Source organism: Devosia sp. CAU 1758 (assembly GCF_054482695.1).
On record NZ_JBTLRJ010000001.1, the window covers coordinates 453,942 to 469,914 of the forward strand.

Consider the following 15,973-nt stretch of genomic DNA (forward strand, 5'->3'; position numbering starts at 1 on the left):
GCGCCAACGCTCTTGCCGCGCGCATCACACTCCGCCACCATTGGCTCCGAACAAGGAGCCGATATGCGTTTTGCCCCCATCGTGCAGGTCAGGAGCCAATCCCAGGCGCTGGTGCTGATAGTTGCCCTGCGGGCGCATGGCTTTCATCCACTTGCGCCGCGCGAGGGAGGGCTGCCCGGCGTACCGAACTTTTTCGGCCCTGAGGGGTTTGTGGTCGAGGTGCCCGAAGACGAAGCCGCCGATGCCACCCTGCTTGCACAGGATCTGCTCAAGGACATGGATGGCACCGGCAGGTGAGTTGAGGGCCAAATCGGATGCGATTTGCGGCCAATGTACCGAAATCGGCCACATTGATGTGAGAGCCCGAGTTATGCGGGACGGGCGATTGAACCGAGTGGAGGCTTTGGGTATAAGCCGCCACAAGTGTTAATGTGCATTAAGCCTAGCGGCAGGAGTGATCAATGCAGGATTGGAAGCGCGGCGCTTCGTCCATTGTCGGCCTGGCAGCCGTCGCCCTACTGGCGGCAGCATGTTCCCCGTCCAGCCGGACCAATACCGCCAATCTCAATGTGGTGGGTCAGCCCCAGCAGTTGCAGCCAGTGCAGAATTCCACCGTGCAGCAGACGACGCTGCCGGCCATCGGCGCCACGGGCACCCCGGCACCCGGCCTTTCCGGCCAGCCGGTGCTGGGGGGGCAGACCACGACTACTGCCAGTGCAACGACCCCGGCGGCAGGCAGCAACAGCTCCATCGTCACCGTGGGCCAGCCGCTGACCACCGGCGTTTCCACCGGTCCCGAAGGCGCCTGGAACGTGGTGGCCGCAGGTCAGAACTGCCGGCTCAACCTGCCGCTCACCGCCAAGACCGGCACCAATTATTACCGTGCGTCCGCGCCGGGCTGCACCGTGCCGCAGATTGCCTCGGTTACGGGCTGGCAGCAGGTGGGCAGCCAGCTCCAGCTCTACGATGAAAACGGCAATATCGCCGCGTTCCTCGCCCCTTCGGGTGGCCGCTATATCGGCACTATGGGCGGCGGCCAGGCCGTCTCGATGGCGCGCTGAGTTTTTGGTGAAGCCGGCCTGCAGGGCCGGCTTTTTCATGTCCGGGATGCCGCCTTCGTCCACGGCTCCGCCATCAGGCCTGCGGGGCGCTTCTCGCCGGGAGACAAACTTGACCCGAGGCCATTCTCAACGCATTGGGTGCAACCATTGGCCCTTGGGGCAACCCCGAGGGCGGCACGGTATCTGTTGATGGCATCCCCCTATTCCAAGACCTCCGTGCGCGCCGCCTATGACGACCTCGTGGCGCGTGGCGCGCTAACGTCTGATGCGGCGCAACTGGAAGCGGTACGAGAGCTCGATCGGGTTTTGGCAGACCTCGTTTCGCGCAGGCCCAGGCGGTTGTTCGGTTTTTTCGAGAAGCGGGCCGAGGCGGTGCGTGGCCTTTATCTCCATGGTGAGGTGGGGCGGGGCAAAACCATGCTGATGGACCTGTTCTTTGGCGCAGTGCCATTGCGGGAAAAGCGGCGGGTGCATTTCCATGAGTTCATGGACGAGGTGCATGCCGGGATCGCAGCCTTTCGCAAGTCGCCGCGTGGCAAGGATGATGATGCCGACCCCGTCGAGGCGGTGGTCAGGCCGATCCTCAAGGACGGCCTGCGGCTGTTGTGCCTTGATGAATTCCATGTGCATGACATTGCCAATGCCATGCTGCTCGACCGGCTGTTTTCCAAGCTTTTTGCGGGCGGGGTGACGCTGGTGGCGACCTCAAATGTAGTGCCGGACGGTCTCTACAAGGACGGTCTCAACCGCCAATTGTTCCTGCCGTTCATCGCGCTGCTCAAGGAAAGAACCGTAGTGGCGGGTCTGCCCAGCCAGCAGGATTACCGGCGGCTCAAGTTTGCCGGCCAGCAGGTCTATGCTTTCGGCGCCGGGCCGGAGGTGCGGGCGGCCATGGACCAGATGTGGCTGCGCATTACCGGGGGTGAGCCGGGCACGCCCGGTGTCGTGGAAAGCATTGGTCGGCAGATCCCCGTGCCGCTGACGGCGATGGGCGCGGCGCGGTTCGGGTTCACGGATCTTTGTGAAAAGCCACTGGGGACGCGGGACTTCGTGCGTATCGCGCATCAGTTCGACAGCATAGTGCTCGACGATGTGCCGCAAATGGGTCGGACCAAGTCCGACGCGGCCAAGCGCTTTATTCTGCTTATAGACTCGCTCTACGACCGCGGCGTGAAGCTTGCGGCGAGCTTTGCCGTGCCGCTTGAAGAGTTGGGTGCAGACGACAAGACGGCCTTCGAATTTCAGCGCACGCTGTCGCGCCTGACTGAAATGCAGTCGGAGGAGTATCTGGGCAAGGGTCTGCGGGATGCCGCGCCCGCGGAGGAAATCGTCGTTAAAGCGGGGCGGGTCTAGGCGGAGGCGGGCGGCCCGGTGAGGTCACCGGGTCGCCACGCAGCCTCTGTCAGTTGGTGAAATTGAATTCGGTCAGCTCGCAGACGTTGTTGTCCGCCGAGATCGCTTCGTCGCCGTCTTCGAACACGGCCTTGAAGTCATATTTGCAGTACCCGCTGCCATCGTCGATGTTGATCATAACGCTGGAGCCAGAAGGCAGAATGTCGTTGCCAAGGATGTCTTCCTGCCAGGTGTCGGCACCGGTATTGGAAGCGTAGAACTCGTAGATGTCGTAGGACGACACGTTGTTGATCTTCACGCGCCGATCCAGGGCCGAAGCGTCTACGACACCGACCAAGGCCAAAGCGAATGCAAGGCCTGCTACAATCTTTTTCATGGTTTCCCCCAAGGGCGATGTGCCGCCCAGGGGAGGAATTAATTCAAAGCTCAGCTGTGTCGCAAGTCGCTGGAGAAAAAATACTTCGACCATCTGTAAGCATCCCTGCCGGTCCGCGAGGATTGCCTTTGCCCAATCGGCACTCCCCCATCGCCCATGAGCAAGGCAGATTTCAGCATTACGACGAAGGGTTCACTTGCCCGGCTCCCCTGACAGGGTTAAGAGGTGCGCCAATTCAACGCAGTCCGGGATGAGGATATATGGCGCGCAAGAAGATTGCCCTTATCGGTGCAGGTCAGATCGGCGGGACGCTAGCCCTGCTGTCGGCACAGAAGGAACTCGGAGACGTCGTGCTGTTCGACGTGGTCGACGGCGTCGGCCCCGGCAAGGCGCTCGATATCGCCCAGTCGGCGGTCACCCAGTCCTTCGACGTCAAGATGAAGGGCACGTCCGAATACAAGGACATCGAAGGCGCCGACGTGGTGATCGTTACCGCCGGCGTGCCGCGCAAGCCCGGCATGAGCCGCGATGACCTCCTGGAAATCAACCTCAAGGTGATGGAGCAGGTGGGTGCGGGCATTTCCAAATATGCTCCGAATGCCTTCGTCATCTGCATCACCAATCCGCTCGACGCCATGGTCTGGGCGCTGCAGAAGTTCTCCGGCCTGCCCGCCAACAAGGTGATCGGCATGGCCGGCGTGCTGGACAGCTCGCGCTTCTGCCACTTCATCGCCGATGAACTGGGCGTCTCGATCGAAGACGTCAACGCCTTCGTGCTGGGCGGCCATGGCGACAGCATGGTGCCGCTGGCCCGCTATTCCACCGTTGCCGGCATTCCGCTGACCGATGTGGTCAAGATGGGCTGGATGAGCAAGGAAAAGCTCGACCAGATCATCCAGCGCACCCGCGATGGCGGCGCCGAGATCGTGGGTCTGTTGAAGACCGGTTCGGCCTTCTATGCGCCGGCCGCTTCCGCGATTGCGATGGCCGAGAGCTATCTCAAGGACAAGAAGCGCGTACTGCCCTCCGCAGTGCAGCTCAATGGCGAATATGGCGTCAAGGGCACCTATGTCGGCGTGCCAGTCGTCATCGGCGCCGGTGGCGCGGAAAAGATCGTCGAGATCGCGCTCAACTCTTCCGAGCAGAAGGCCTTCGACAAGTCGGTCGCTTCGGTGGACGGCCTGATCGAGGCTTGCAAGAAGATCGCGCCGAAGCTCGCGTGACATAACAAGCCGCTGGCGCCGCCAGCGGCTTTTGGCTTTCCGGCTCCAGAAATACCGGACGAATGTCTGCCCATCCAAGGGGAATAGAATGAATATCCATGAACACCAGGCCAAGGCGCTGCTGAAAGAGTATGGCGCGCCGGTTGCGCAGGGCGTCGCCATTTTCTCAGCTGACGAAGCGGCGGCCGCCGCCAAGGCGCTGCCGGGTCCGCTCTATGTGGTCAAGAGCCAGATTCATGCCGGTGGCCGTGGCAAGGGCAAGTTCAAGGAACTGGGTCCCGACGCCAAGGGCGGCGTGCGCCTGGCCAAGACCATTGACGACGTGGTCGCGTTCTCCAAGGAGATGCTGGGCAATACGTTGGTGACCAAGCAGACCGGCGATGCCGGCAAGCAGGTCAACCGCCTCTATATCGAAGATGGCGCCGATATTGCCCGCGAGCTCTACTGCTCGCTGCTGGTCGACCGCGCCACTTCCAAGGTGAGCTTCGTGGTCTCGACCGAAGGCGGCATGGATATCGAAGCCGTGGCCGAGCACACGCCCGAAAAAATCATCACCGTCGCGATCGATCCCGAGGCCGGCGTGACCGCTGACGATATTGCCAAGATCAATGCGGCTTATGAGCTCGAAGGCGCGGCAGCAGAAGACGGAAAGACCCTGTTCCCGATCCTCTACAAGGCCTTCACCGAGAAGGACATGAGCCTGCTCGAAGTGAACCCGCTGATCGTGATGACCGACGGGCGCCTGCGCGTGCTCGATGCCAAGGTCAGCTTCGACAACAATGCTGCGTTCCGCCACGAGGAACTCAAGCCCCTGCGCGATCTTTCCGAAGAAGACGCCAAGGAAATCGAAGCCTCCAAGTATGACCTCGCCTATGTGGCGCTCGACGGCAACATTGGCTGCATGGTCAATGGCGCGGGCCTGGCCATGTCGACCATGGATATTATCAAGCTGTATGGTGCTGAACCTGCGAACTTCCTCGACGTTGGTGGCGGTGCCTCCAAGGAGAAGGTGACGGCAGCGTTCAAGATCATCACCGCCGATCCGGCCGTGAAGGGGATTCTGGTCAACATATTCGGCGGCATCATGCGCTGCGATGTGATTGCAGAGGGCGTGATCGCCGCGGTCAAGGAGGTTGGCCTCGAAGTGCCGCTGGTGGTGCGTCTCGAAGGCACCCGCGTCAAGGAAGGCAAGGAAATCCTCGACAAGTCCGGCCTCAATGTCATCTCGGCCGATGACCTGGACGACGCCGCCCAGAAGATCGTCAAGGCGGTCCAAGGCTAGCCCGATGCGAACCGGTCTCGCCGTTTTCCTGGGTCTGGTGCTGGCAGTCACGCCGGCCATGGCCCAGGGCAAGACCAAGACCTCCGGCGCCAATGAGGCTTTGGCGGCGCTGGAGATGTGCGAGACATTTGCCAGTGGCGACGTGCTGGCGGTGGAAGCCGCGATCGAAGCGGGTTGGGATGCCTATGACCAGGACGCGGAAAGCCCGTTTATCCGGTCCTATGCCGCCAGCCGCGAGATTCCCGGCATGGGCTGGGGTGACATGTTCATCCTGGTGGAGAGTTATCCCGAAACAACTCTGGGCTATTGCCGGCTCGATGTTGCTGAACCCAAGGGACGCGGCGAAGCCGTGATCGCTGCACTATCCGGGCTCGACCGCTACCAGGGCGAGGTCAAGACCGAGAACGGCGGCAGCTATGCAAGCCTTGCCGGCACGGGCAGCGGCCAGAAACTGCTGACCACACATTGGGACGATACCGGCTTTGTCATCCAGCTCACGATTGTCACGCCCAGGACGGCGCCGAGCCAATAGTTAACCTCCCGCTTAAAAACGGGCATGAATGCGGCGCCTGGCGCCCACAGACGGAAGAGAAACAGATGTCCATTCTCGTCAACAAAGACACCAAGGTTCTTGTGCAGGGTCTGACCGGCAAGACCGGTACCTTTCACACCGAACAGGCCCTGGCCTATTTCGGTACCAAGATGGTGGGTGGCACCCATCCCAAGAAGGGCGGGGAGGTCTGGTCCTCGGGTGTCGACGGCACCGAACTTCCGATCTTTGCGTCGGTTGCGGAAGGCAAGGACCGAACCGGCGCCAATGCCTCGGTAGTTTATGTGCCGCCCGCGGGCGCTGCCGCTGCCATCGAAGAAGCCATCGATGCGGAAATCGAGCTGATCATCTGCATCACCGAAGGCGTGCCGGTCATGGACATGGTTCGGGTCAAGGCCAAGCTTGAAAAGTCCAAGTCGCGCCTCATTGGTCCGAACTGCCCCGGCGTGCTGACCCCGGAAGAATGCAAAATCGGCATCATGCCGGGCTCGATCTTCTCCAAGGGTTCGGTGGGCATTGTTTCGCGCTCGGGCACGCTTACCTATGAAGCCGTGTTCCAGACCACCAATGAAGGCCTTGGCCAGACCACGGCCGTCGGCATCGGGGGCGACCCGGTCAAGGGTACCGAGTTCATTGATATGCTCGAAATGTTCCTGGCCGACGAAGAGACCAAGTCGATCATCATGATCGGCGAAATCGGCGGTTCTGCTGAAGAAGAAGCGGCCCAGTTTCTCATCGACGAGGCCAAGAAGGGCCGCAAGAAGCCGATGGCCGGCTTCATCGCGGGTCTGACCGCTCCTCCGGGCCGCACCATGGGCCATGCCGGCGCCGTGATTTCGGGCGGCAAGGGCGGTGCGGAAGACAAGATCGCAGCAATGGAAGCGGCAGGGATTCGGGTTTCGAAGTCGCCCGCCCGCATTGGCCGGACGCTGGCGGAAGTGCTGAAGGGCTAGTGGTTCTGGGGGCGGCGGGGATGCCTGCATTCCCCAGCGTCAATGGATGCCAATGCGACCAATGTTGGTCGCGCTTCGGACATGGTTCGGTGCTAAGCCCGGGCGTGGCCGGTTGAAAACTCAATCGAGTGAGCCGCGGCGCCTTGCGGGGCGCCGCAAGTCTTAACAAGATACAAAGGAAACGCGGTCAATATTCGCCCCACTTTAGGATGACCGCATTTGACACTGGCTCCGATAATCGAGGCTGGTTCGTTGAGAAGGATGGCAGGGCGCAAGGTCCTGCGAAACACGCGATGACACGACAGGAAAAGAACGACACGTTCTTGCTGACCTCGTTCCTCTACGGGGGGAACGCCGACTACATCGAACAACTCTATTCTCGGTTCAAAACCGATCCTTCCAGCGTCGACGAGACCTGGTCGAGCTTCTTTACCAGGCTCGATGACAGCCAGGACCAGGCCCAGAAAAACGCCGAGGGGCCCAGTTGGGGCCGCAAGGACTGGCCGCAGCCCGAAGGCGGCGAACTGGTCAGCGCGCTTGATGGCGACTGGGGCCAGGCGGCCTTGAAGGTCGAAAAGGCCGCGAGCAAGCAGGCTGCCGCTGAAGGCAAGCCGGCGCCGAGTGCCACCGATGTGCTGCAGGCAACCCGCGATTCGATCCGCGCCATCATGATGATCCGCGCCTATCGCATGCGCGGACATCTGCATGCCGATCTCGATCCACTGAAGCTCAAGACTGACGAGCCGGCACCCGAGCTGGACCCGACGAGTTACGGGTTCACCGAGGCCGACTACTCCCGCAAGATCTTTATCGACAATTATCTGGGCGTCGAATACGCCACCATCCCCGAGATGCTGTCCATTCTCAAGCGCACCTATTGCGGTACGCTGGGCATCGAGTTCATGCATATCTCCGATCCGGAAGCCAAGCAGTGGATCCAGGAGCGCATCGAGGGCCCGGACAAGGAAATCACCTTTACCCCTGAGGGCAAGAAGGCAATCCTTTCCAAGCTGGTCGAGGCTGAGGGCTTCGAAAAGTTCATCGACGTCAAATATACCGGCACCAAGCGCTTCGGCCTTGATGGCGGCGAAGCCACCATTCCGGCGCTCGAGCAGATCATCAAGCGCGGCGGCGCGCTGGGCATCAAGGACATCGTCCTGGGCATGGCTCACCGTGGTCGCCTGAACGTCTTGACCCAGGTGATGCAGAAGCCGCATCGCGCGCTGTTCCACGAGTTCAAGGGCGGCGCCTTCTACCCCGATGATGTCGAGGGTTCAGGTGACGTGAAGTACCATCTGGGTGCTTCGTCCGACCGTGATTTCGACGGCAACAAGGTTCACCTGTCACTCACCGCCAATCCGTCCCACCTGGAGATTGTTGATCCGGTGGTGTTGGGCAAGTCGCGCGCCAAGCAGGACCAGCATATCGCCCCTGACGCCAGGCTGGTGAACATCGCCACCGATGGCAAGCCGGACCGCTCCATGGTGCTGCCGCTGCTGATCCATGGCGACGCCGCCTTCGCCGGCCAGGGCGTGATTGCCGAGTGCCTCGGACTTTCCGGACTCAAGGGTCACCGCACCGGCGGATCGATCCACTTCGTGATCAACAACCAGATCGGCTTTACCACCTCGCCGATGTATTCGCGCTCCTCGCCCTATCCGACCGATGTCGCCAAGATGATCGAGGCGCCGGTGCTGCATGTGAATGGCGATGATCCGGAAGCGGTGGTGTTTGCCGCCAAGGTGGCGGTCGAGTACCGCCAGAAATTTGGCCGTCCCGTCGTCATCGACATGTTCTGCTATCGTCGCTTCGGCCACAATGAAGGCGACGAACCCAGCTTCACCCAGCCCACGATGTATTCCAAGATCCGTGGTCACAAGACCACGCTGGAGCTCTACTCGGAAAAGCTGATCGGCGAAGGCCTGGTGTCGCAGGCCGAGGTCGACAAGCTCAAGGCTGACTGGCGGGCAGTGCTGGAAACCGAGTTCGAGGCGGGACAGGATTACCGTCCAAACAAGGCCGACTGGCTCGACGGCCAATGGAAGAGCTTCAAACCCGCCGAGGACGAGGGTCCGCGCCGTGGCGAGACGGGCGTTGCCATCGACAGGCTGATCGAGATCGGCACCAAGCTGGCCCAGGTTCCGGCTGACTTCAACGTCCACAAGACGGTGAAGCGCTTCATGGATAACCGCCTCAGCGCCATCGAATCGGGCGAGGGCGTGGATTGGGCCACCGCCGAGGCGCTGGCCTTCGGTACGCTGGTGACCGATGGACACCCGGTTCGCCTGTCGGGCCAGGACGTCGAACGCGGCACGTTCAGCCAACGCCACTCGGTACTTAACGACCAGTTGGTCGAGAACAAGACCTATACCCCGATCAACAATCTCTCGCCCGAGCAGGCGCGCTACGAGGTCATCAATTCGATGCTCTCGGAAGAGGCGGTGCTGGGCTTTGAGTATGGCTACAGCCTCGCCGAGCCGCGCGCGCTGACCTTGTGGGAAGCCCAGTTCGGCGATTTCGTGAACGGCGCGCAGGTGGTCATCGACCAGTTCATTTCCTCGGGCGAGCGCAAGTGGTTCCGCATGTCGGGCCTGGTGATGCTCTTGCCCCATGGTTATGAAGGGCAGGGCCCCGAGCATTCCTCGGCCCGTCCGGAGCGCTTCCTGCAATTGTGTGCCGAAGACAATATGCAGGTCGCAAACTGCACGACCCCGGCCAATTACTTCCACATCCTCAGGCGGCAGCTGAAGCGGGACTTCCGCAAGCCGCTGATCCTGATGACGCCCAAGAGCCTGTTGCGTCACAAGCGCGCCATTTCGGGTCTGGTGGAATTCGGCCCGGACAGCGTCTTCCACCGCCTGCTCTGGGACGATGCCGAGGCGCCCGGCCTGCCCAAGACCACGATCAAGCTGGCTGCGGACGACAAGATCCGCCGTGTCGTGCTGTGTACCGGCAAGGTCTATTATGACCTCCTGGAGGACCGCGAGAAGAAGGGTATCGACGATGTCTATCTGCTGCGCGTCGAGCAGCTCTATCCGTTCCCGGCCAAGGCCGTGCTGGATGAATTGAGCCGCTTCCCCAATGCTGACGTGGTCTGGTGCCAAGAAGAGCCGCGCAATATGGGGGCCTGGGCGTTCATCCAGCCCTATATCGAGTGGGTCTTCGACCAGATGGGCCGTGAAAACCAGCGCGTCCGCTATGTCGGCCGCGCGGCAGCGGCCTCGCCGGCGACCGGCTTGATGCGGACCCATCTTGCCCAACTCCAGGCGTTTCTCGACGACGCGTTCGCGCCGTAACCCGACCAAGAAGGACAATTTTCAATGTCGACAGAAATCCGCGTCCCGACCCTGGGTGAAAGCGTTACCGAAGCCACGATCGGCCAGTGGTTCAAGCAGGTGGGCGACAGTGTCGCCGCCGACGAACCCATTGTCGAGCTCGAGACCGACAAGGTGACCATCGAAGTGCCGGCGCCTGCCGCCGGTGTGTTGGAAGCGATTGCCGCCAAGCCCGGCGAGACCGTCGATGTCGGCGCGTTGCTCGGTGCCATTGCCGCCGGTTCGGGCGCTGCCACTTCGGCGCCTGCCGCCGCTGCCCCTGCGCTAGAAGTCAAGAGCGAGGCACCGGCCAATAACGCCGCCGGTCCCGAAGATATCAAGCCGGAGCCTGCGCCACAGCCGACGACGGCCACCGATCGCGCTCCGGCACCCTCGGCCCAGAAAATGATCAACGAGAAGGGCCTTGATGCCGATTCAATTGCCGGTTCGGGCAAAGCCGGGCAAGTGCTGAAGGAGGACGTGCTATCCGCACTCGCCAGGCCGGCGGCGCCAGCCGCTGCCCCCGCGTCAGCGTCCAAGTCGGCTGAAGCCAAGGCCCCTGCCGCGCCGCGTGCGCCTGTTGCCGCCGATGACGCAGCCAACGAGGAACGGGTCAAGATGACCCGCCTGCGCCAGACCATCGCGCGCCGCCTCAAGGATGCGCAGAACACCGCTGCCATGCTGACCACCTTCAACGAGGTGGACATGGCTCCGGTGATGGAACTGCGGACCCAGTACAAGGAGTTGTTCGAGAAGAAGCACGGCGTCAAGCTGGGCTTCATGGGCTTCTTCACCAAGGCCGTGGTTCACGCGCTCAAGGAAATCCCCTCGATCAACGCCGAAATCGACGGCGATGACCTGATCTACAAGCAGTACGCCCACATTGGCGTGGCTGTGGGTACCGACAAAGGTCTGGTCGTGCCGGTGATCCGCAATGCCGACCAGATGTCGATTGCCGAGATCGAGAAGGGCATCAACGCCATGGGCAAGAAGGCCCGCGACGGCCAGCTTTCGATGGCCGACATGCAGGGTGGCACCTTCACCATCTCCAATGGTGGCGTCTATGGATCGCTGATGTCGACGCCGATCCTCAATGCACCGCAGTCGGGCATTCTGGGCATGCACAAGATCCAGGAGCGTCCCGTGGTGGTCGGCGGCCAGATCGTCATCCGCCCGATGATGTACCTGGCGCTGAGCTATGATCACCGGATCGTTGATGGCAAGGAAGCCGTGACCTTCCTCGTTCGCGTCAAGGAAAGCCTGGAGGCGCCGGAGCGCCTGGTGCTCGATCTCTAAGTTTCGCCACCTTCTGCTGATTGAAAGGCCCGCTTCGGCGGGCCTTTTTCGTGGTCACCGATTGGTGCGTGCCGGCGCGCTGGCGCGGTAACACTCTGTTAGCGTTCGGCAGCGATACGCTGGGGCGGTGGACGCCAATCGGGTTCGGGTTCTGGAGAATTTCGTGTTTCGAGCAAGAGTGGTTCTGGGTGCAGCCGCGGCAATGCTGGCTTTGCCGACGGCAGCGCAGGAGGCGGCCGATCCCGCACTTGTGGGGGAGTTGATGGCGTTTCATGGTTCCAAGGCCATTGTCGATGTGATGACGACGCATTGCTACGAGACCACAGGGCTTGACGGCGTTTATAACGAGGCAGCCGCAAACTGGTATTTGCGCAATATCGGCTATCTCGATCTTGCCGACCGGGTGATCGCCCGGCTGGGCGGCGGCACCGAGGGGCAGCAGGAGGCCGCCGCGACCTATGGTGGCAGCCAGATCATGACCGCCTATAATCAGGCTCCCGACAAGGGTGTGTTCTGCCGCACCTTCCTCGAGCAGATCGAGAGCGAGGCACTGGACATTGACCAGCAATTGCCCGGTGTGCTTAAGCGGGCGCAGGAGATTTCGGCGTCCTGACTGCCACCCAAGTGGTTGGCGAACCAATAAAACACGTGATCCAGCGGCCCGTGCCTGTCGTAGTGCTGGCGGTAATTGGAGAGCCACATGAGCGTTGAACTGACCCTTCTGATCTGGAGTGCCGCCCTGGCCTTTGCCTATCTCGGGGTACAGTCTGCGGCCTATCGCCTGGATTACGGGATCAGGTTCGCCGGCACGCAGCGCGACAATGAGCGTCCGCCGAACAAATGGGCGGCGCGCGGCAACCGGGCCCTGCGCAATTTTCTCGAGACCTATGGCATCTTTATCGCATTGGCGGTGGCGACCGAATTGACGGGCCGGTCGAATGGGCTGACCCAATGGGGCGCGCAGATCTGGTTCTGGGCGCGTTGGGCCTATCTGCCCGCCTATTTCATCGATGTGCCGCTGATGCGCTCGGCGTTCTGGACGGTGTCCCTTATCGGGCTGATCATGTTGTTTTTCGGCGTGGCGATCTAGACACGTCACTCTCTTCCAGCTTCTTCCGGGTCTTGCCCATAGGGCAGGGGGACTTGTGTCGGTCTGCGTTGCCCCTTGGTGCACGCTGGTGTAACCCTGTGCGCACCTTTTGCGGCGGTGACGACCGATGGATTTTCCCTGGCTCGAATTTGCTGGCCTGATGCTGGCCTTTGGCATCAATGCGGTCATCCCGGGCGCTGATTTTGCCATGGTGCTGCGCCAGTCGGTCGTGCATGGACGGCGCGCCGCGCTGCTCACTTCAGCGGGCATTGCCACCTCGATTCTAGTGCATGGCAGCTACACGCTGCTTGGCGTCGGGGTGATCGTGGGGCACTCGCTGCTGCTGTTCAACATCCTCAAGTGGGCAGGCGCGGCCTATCTGGTCTGGCTGGCCATATCGGCGCTGCACAGCCCGCCGCCCCAGCCACCTGTGGTGGGCGAGCATGGCGTGGCGCGCAAGGGCGACATGGCGGCTTTTGCGCTGGGGTTCCTCACCAATCTTCTCAATCCCAAGGCGGTGTTGTTCTTCCTGGCGCTGTTCACCTCGCTGGTGTCGGTGCATACGGCAGGACAGACCAAGGTGCTCTATGTGGGCAGCATGAGCCTGATGCTTTTTGCCTGGTTCGCACTGGTGTCGGTTTTCTTTACGACAGCTTCGGTGCGGCAGGGCTTTTTCCGTTTCGGCCGGTGGTTTAATCGGGTCACCGGCATTACATTCCTGGCGTTGGCAGTGCGTGTCGCACTCGCTCAACAGCGCTGACAAACTCTCTGGGGCTTGAAGACAATGGCAGACCAATTCGACCTTACCATCATCGGCTCGGGCCCGGGCGGCTATGTCTGCGCAATTCGCGCGGCACAGCTGGGCATGAAGGTGGCCGTGGTGGAGAAGTGGGCGACGCTGGGCGGCACCTGCCTCAATATCGGCTGCATCCCTTCCAAGGCGCTGCTGCACGCCTCCGAACTGTTCGAAGAGGCAGGGCATGGCTTCAAGGCGCTGGGCATCGATATTCCCGCCCCACAGCTCAATCTCAAGCAGATGCAGAACCATCGATCCGAGACGGTGGCCTCCAATGTCGGCGGCGTGGATTATCTGTTCAAGAAGAACAAGATCACCGTGTTCCGCGGCATCGGGTCGATCCCCGCAGCCGGCAAGGTGCTGGTGACGCCGCAGACCGGTTCGCAGGTCGAGATCGTCACCAAAAATATCGTGATCGCTACCGGTTCGGTGTCGGCGAACCTGCCGGGCATCGAGATCGACGAAAAGACCGTAGTTACCTCCACCGGCGGGCTGGTGCTGGAGCAGGTCCCCAACCGGCTGGTGGTCATCGGAGCCGGGGTGATCGGGCTGGAGCTTGGCTCAGTGTGGATGCGCCTAGGCGCCCAGGTGACGGTGGTTGAATATCTCGACCGCATCCTGCCCGGCATGGACAGCGAAGTGGCCCGCCAGTTCCAGCGCATGCTGCAGAAGCAGGGCATGGAATTCAAGCTTTCGAGCAAGGTGGCCGGGGTCGAAAAGCAGGAAGACGGTTCGCTCAAGGTCAAGGTTGAGCCGGCCAAGGGCGGGGAAGCCGAAGTGCTGGATGCCGATGTGGCACTGGTCGCCATCGGCCGCAAGCCATTCACCGAGGGACTAGGCCTCGACCTTGCCGGGGTTGCGCTGGATGAGCGCGGCCGGGTGCGTGTCGATGCGCATTACAAGAGCTCGGTCGACGGCATCTATGCCATTGGCGACGTAATTACCGGCCCGATGCTGGCGCACAAGGCCGAGGACGAAGGCATTGCGGTGGCAGAAATCCTCTCCGGCCAGGCGGGGCATGTGAATTATGCGGCCATTCCGGCGGTGGTCTATACCAATCCCGAAGTCGCCTCGGTGGGCAAAACCGAGGACGAGCTCAAGACTGAGGGCATCAATTACAAGATCGGCAAGTTCCCCTTCACCGCCAATGGCCGCGCCAAGGCGATGCTGGCCACGCAGGGCTTCGTTAAGATACTGGCTGATGTGGAGACCGACCGGGTTTTGGGCGCGCATATCGTGGGCAAGAATGCCGGCGAGATGATCCACGAGCTGGTGACGTTGATGGAATTCTCCGGGGCTTCGGAAGATCTCGCCCGCACCACCCATGCCCATCCGACGCTGAGCGAGGCCATTCGAGAGGCCGCGCTGTCGCTGGGCGACGGCGCGATCCACATCTAGGGCGTCGCCCCATAGCCAATGAAGTCAGCGGCCCGGGCCATGAGCTTGGTTTCCTGACTCGCACTGACCGTCCAAAGTCATCATACAACATACCAATTATTGTATGTTGACTTGTCACTTCTTCTTCCATACCAGTTTTGTCCAAGGCTCGCCGATCGGCAAACGAAAAGACGGGCCGGCGGCAGGATGATCTGCCGTTCAGGCCGGCAAGGACCTATGGACAGCCGGCCATTGAGACACATTGGGAGGACAATTATGTTTCATCTGCCTAAGATGGCGGCTGTTGCCGTCATCGCATCTACTCTTATGGTTTCGGCTGCCAGCGCCCAGACGGTGCTGCGCTCCTCGGACACCCATCCAGATGGGTACCCGACCGTCGAAGCGGTCAAGAAGTTCGGTGAGTTGCTCTCCGAAAAGACCGACGGCCGCTATTCGGTTGAAGTGTTCCACTCGGCCCAACTTGGCCAGGAAGCGGATACGATCGAGCAGACCCAGTTCGGTGTGATCGACCTGAACCGCATCTCGATTGGCGCCTTCGGCACCCAGGTTCCGGCCGCTACCGTTACCCAGCTGCCTTATATCTTCCGCTCGACCGAGCACTTCCACAATGTGCTTGACGGTCCTATCGGCGAAGAAATCCTGGCGGCATTTGACGCTGTGGACGTGGTGGCTCTCGCCTATTACGACGGCGGCGCCCGTTCCTTCTACAACAGCCAGAAGCCGATCAATACCTTGGCCGACATGGAAGGCATGAAGTTCCGCGTCATGGGCTCGGACATTTTCGTGGACATGGTTGCGGCCCTGGGCGGCAATGCCACCCCGATGCCCTATGGCGAAGTCTATTCGGGTATCCAGACCGGCGTCATCGACGGTGCCGAGAACAACTATCCCAGCTTCGACACTGCCGGTCATGCCGAAGTGGCCCAGTATTACTCGCTCAACGAGCACCTGATGGTGCCCGAGGTGCTGGTGGTCTCCAAGATCGTCTGGGATGGCCTCTCCGCCGAAGACCAGGCCGCGATGCGTGAAGCGGCCAAGGAATCGGTCGCCTATCAGCGTGAACTCTGGGCTGCCAAGGAAGTGGAATCCAAGGCCAAGGTCGAGGCTTTGGGCGTCACGATCAACGAAGTCGACAAGGCTCCGTTCATCGACGCGATGAAGCCGGTCTACGACAAGTATGTTACCGATCCTGCTCTGCAGGACCTGGTGGCTCGCATTCAGGCCACCGAAGGCTGATGCCTTTCGCCGGGCCGGTCCTGCGGCCGGCCCGGCATCTGATTC

At 61.4% G+C, this 15,973-nt stretch carries 15 protein-coding genes; 14 read left to right on the forward strand and 1 reads right to left on the reverse strand.

The genetic code is table 11. From position 1 onward, the window contains the following. Nucleotides 1–63: 63 nt before the first annotated feature. The 3 genes from ACXYMS_RS02180 to zapE all read left to right on the forward strand — a co-directional run bounded on the left by ACXYMS_RS02180 (nucleotide 64) and on the right by zapE (nucleotide 2,414). A complete protein-coding gene (locus tag ACXYMS_RS02180) occupies nucleotides 64–297 on the forward strand; it encodes a hypothetical protein (RefSeq protein WP_458903384.1) in 234 nt (77 codons plus the stop codon). Between the two features lie 164 nt (nucleotides 298–461). Then, complete coding sequence (locus ACXYMS_RS02185) at nucleotides 462–1,061, forward strand: AprI/Inh family metalloprotease inhibitor (RefSeq protein WP_458903385.1); 600 nt, start codon at nucleotides 462–464, stop codon at nucleotides 1,059–1,061. Between the two features lie 189 nt (nucleotides 1,062–1,250). Further along, the gene (zapE, locus tag ACXYMS_RS02190) at nucleotides 1,251–2,414 is read left to right on the forward strand and encodes a cell division protein ZapE (RefSeq protein WP_458903386.1); all 1,164 of its coding nucleotides are present in this window, start codon (nucleotides 1,251–1,253) and stop codon (nucleotides 2,412–2,414) included. 49 nt (nucleotides 2,415–2,463) lie between these two features. Here zapE and ACXYMS_RS02195 read toward each other — a convergent pair whose 3' ends face one another. Beyond that, nucleotides 2,464–2,883: a hypothetical protein gene (locus tag ACXYMS_RS02195; RefSeq protein WP_458903387.1), complete on the reverse strand. Its 420-nt coding sequence runs from the start codon at nucleotides 2,881–2,883 to the stop codon at nucleotides 2,464–2,466. Between the two features lie 167 nt (nucleotides 2,884–3,050). Between ACXYMS_RS02195 and mdh the strand changes: the two genes are divergently transcribed. The 11 genes from mdh to ACXYMS_RS02250 all read left to right on the forward strand — a co-directional run bounded on the left by mdh (nucleotide 3,051) and on the right by ACXYMS_RS02250 (nucleotide 15,928). After that, complete coding sequence (gene mdh / locus ACXYMS_RS02200) at nucleotides 3,051–4,013, forward strand: malate dehydrogenase (RefSeq protein WP_458903388.1); 963 nt, start codon at nucleotides 3,051–3,053, stop codon at nucleotides 4,011–4,013. Between the two features lie 88 nt (nucleotides 4,014–4,101). Next, complete coding sequence (sucC, locus tag ACXYMS_RS02205) at nucleotides 4,102–5,295, forward strand: ADP-forming succinate--CoA ligase subunit beta (RefSeq protein WP_458903389.1); 1,194 nt, start codon at nucleotides 4,102–4,104, stop codon at nucleotides 5,293–5,295. Between the two features lie 4 nt (nucleotides 5,296–5,299). Further along, nucleotides 5,300–5,827 carry a hypothetical protein gene (locus tag ACXYMS_RS02210; RefSeq protein WP_458903390.1) on the forward strand — a complete coding sequence of 176 codons (528 nt, stop codon included), beginning with the start codon at nucleotides 5,300–5,302 and terminating at the stop codon, nucleotides 5,825–5,827. A gap of 65 nt (nucleotides 5,828–5,892) precedes the next feature. After that, complete coding sequence (sucD, locus tag ACXYMS_RS02215; RefSeq protein WP_458903391.1) at nucleotides 5,893–6,798, forward strand: succinate--CoA ligase subunit alpha; 906 nt, start codon at nucleotides 5,893–5,895, stop codon at nucleotides 6,796–6,798. A gap of 293 nt (nucleotides 6,799–7,091) precedes the next feature. Next, the gene (locus tag ACXYMS_RS02220) at nucleotides 7,092–10,094 is read left to right on the forward strand and encodes a 2-oxoglutarate dehydrogenase E1 component (RefSeq protein WP_458903392.1); all 3,003 of its coding nucleotides are present in this window, start codon (nucleotides 7,092–7,094) and stop codon (nucleotides 10,092–10,094) included. A 24-nt stretch (nucleotides 10,095–10,118) separates the two neighbouring features. Next, nucleotides 10,119–11,408 carry a 2-oxoglutarate dehydrogenase complex dihydrolipoyllysine-residue succinyltransferase gene (gene odhB / locus ACXYMS_RS02225; RefSeq protein WP_458903393.1) on the forward strand — a complete coding sequence of 430 codons (1,290 nt, stop codon included), beginning with the start codon at nucleotides 10,119–10,121 and terminating at the stop codon, nucleotides 11,406–11,408. 163 nt (nucleotides 11,409–11,571) lie between these two features. Beyond that, a complete protein-coding gene (locus tag ACXYMS_RS02230) occupies nucleotides 11,572–12,021 on the forward strand; it encodes a hypothetical protein (RefSeq protein WP_458903394.1) in 450 nt (149 codons plus the stop codon). An 87-nt stretch (nucleotides 12,022–12,108) separates the two neighbouring features. Then, complete coding sequence (locus tag ACXYMS_RS02235; protein WP_458903395.1) at nucleotides 12,109–12,498, forward strand: MAPEG family protein; 390 nt, start codon at nucleotides 12,109–12,111, stop codon at nucleotides 12,496–12,498. Between the two features lie 127 nt (nucleotides 12,499–12,625). Next, entirely contained in the window at nucleotides 12,626–13,258 is a 633-nt protein-coding gene (locus tag ACXYMS_RS02240; protein WP_458903396.1) for a LysE family translocator, read from the forward strand. Nucleotides 13,259–13,282: 24 nt separating this feature from the next. Next, nucleotides 13,283–14,692 carry a dihydrolipoyl dehydrogenase gene (gene lpdA, locus ACXYMS_RS02245; protein ID WP_458903397.1) on the forward strand — a complete coding sequence of 470 codons (1,410 nt, stop codon included), beginning with the start codon at nucleotides 13,283–13,285 and terminating at the stop codon, nucleotides 14,690–14,692. A gap of 255 nt (nucleotides 14,693–14,947) precedes the next feature. Then, complete coding sequence (locus ACXYMS_RS02250; protein WP_458903398.1) at nucleotides 14,948–15,928, forward strand: TRAP transporter substrate-binding protein; 981 nt, start codon at nucleotides 14,948–14,950, stop codon at nucleotides 15,926–15,928. The last annotated feature ends 45 nt before the right edge of the window (nucleotides 15,929–15,973 follow it).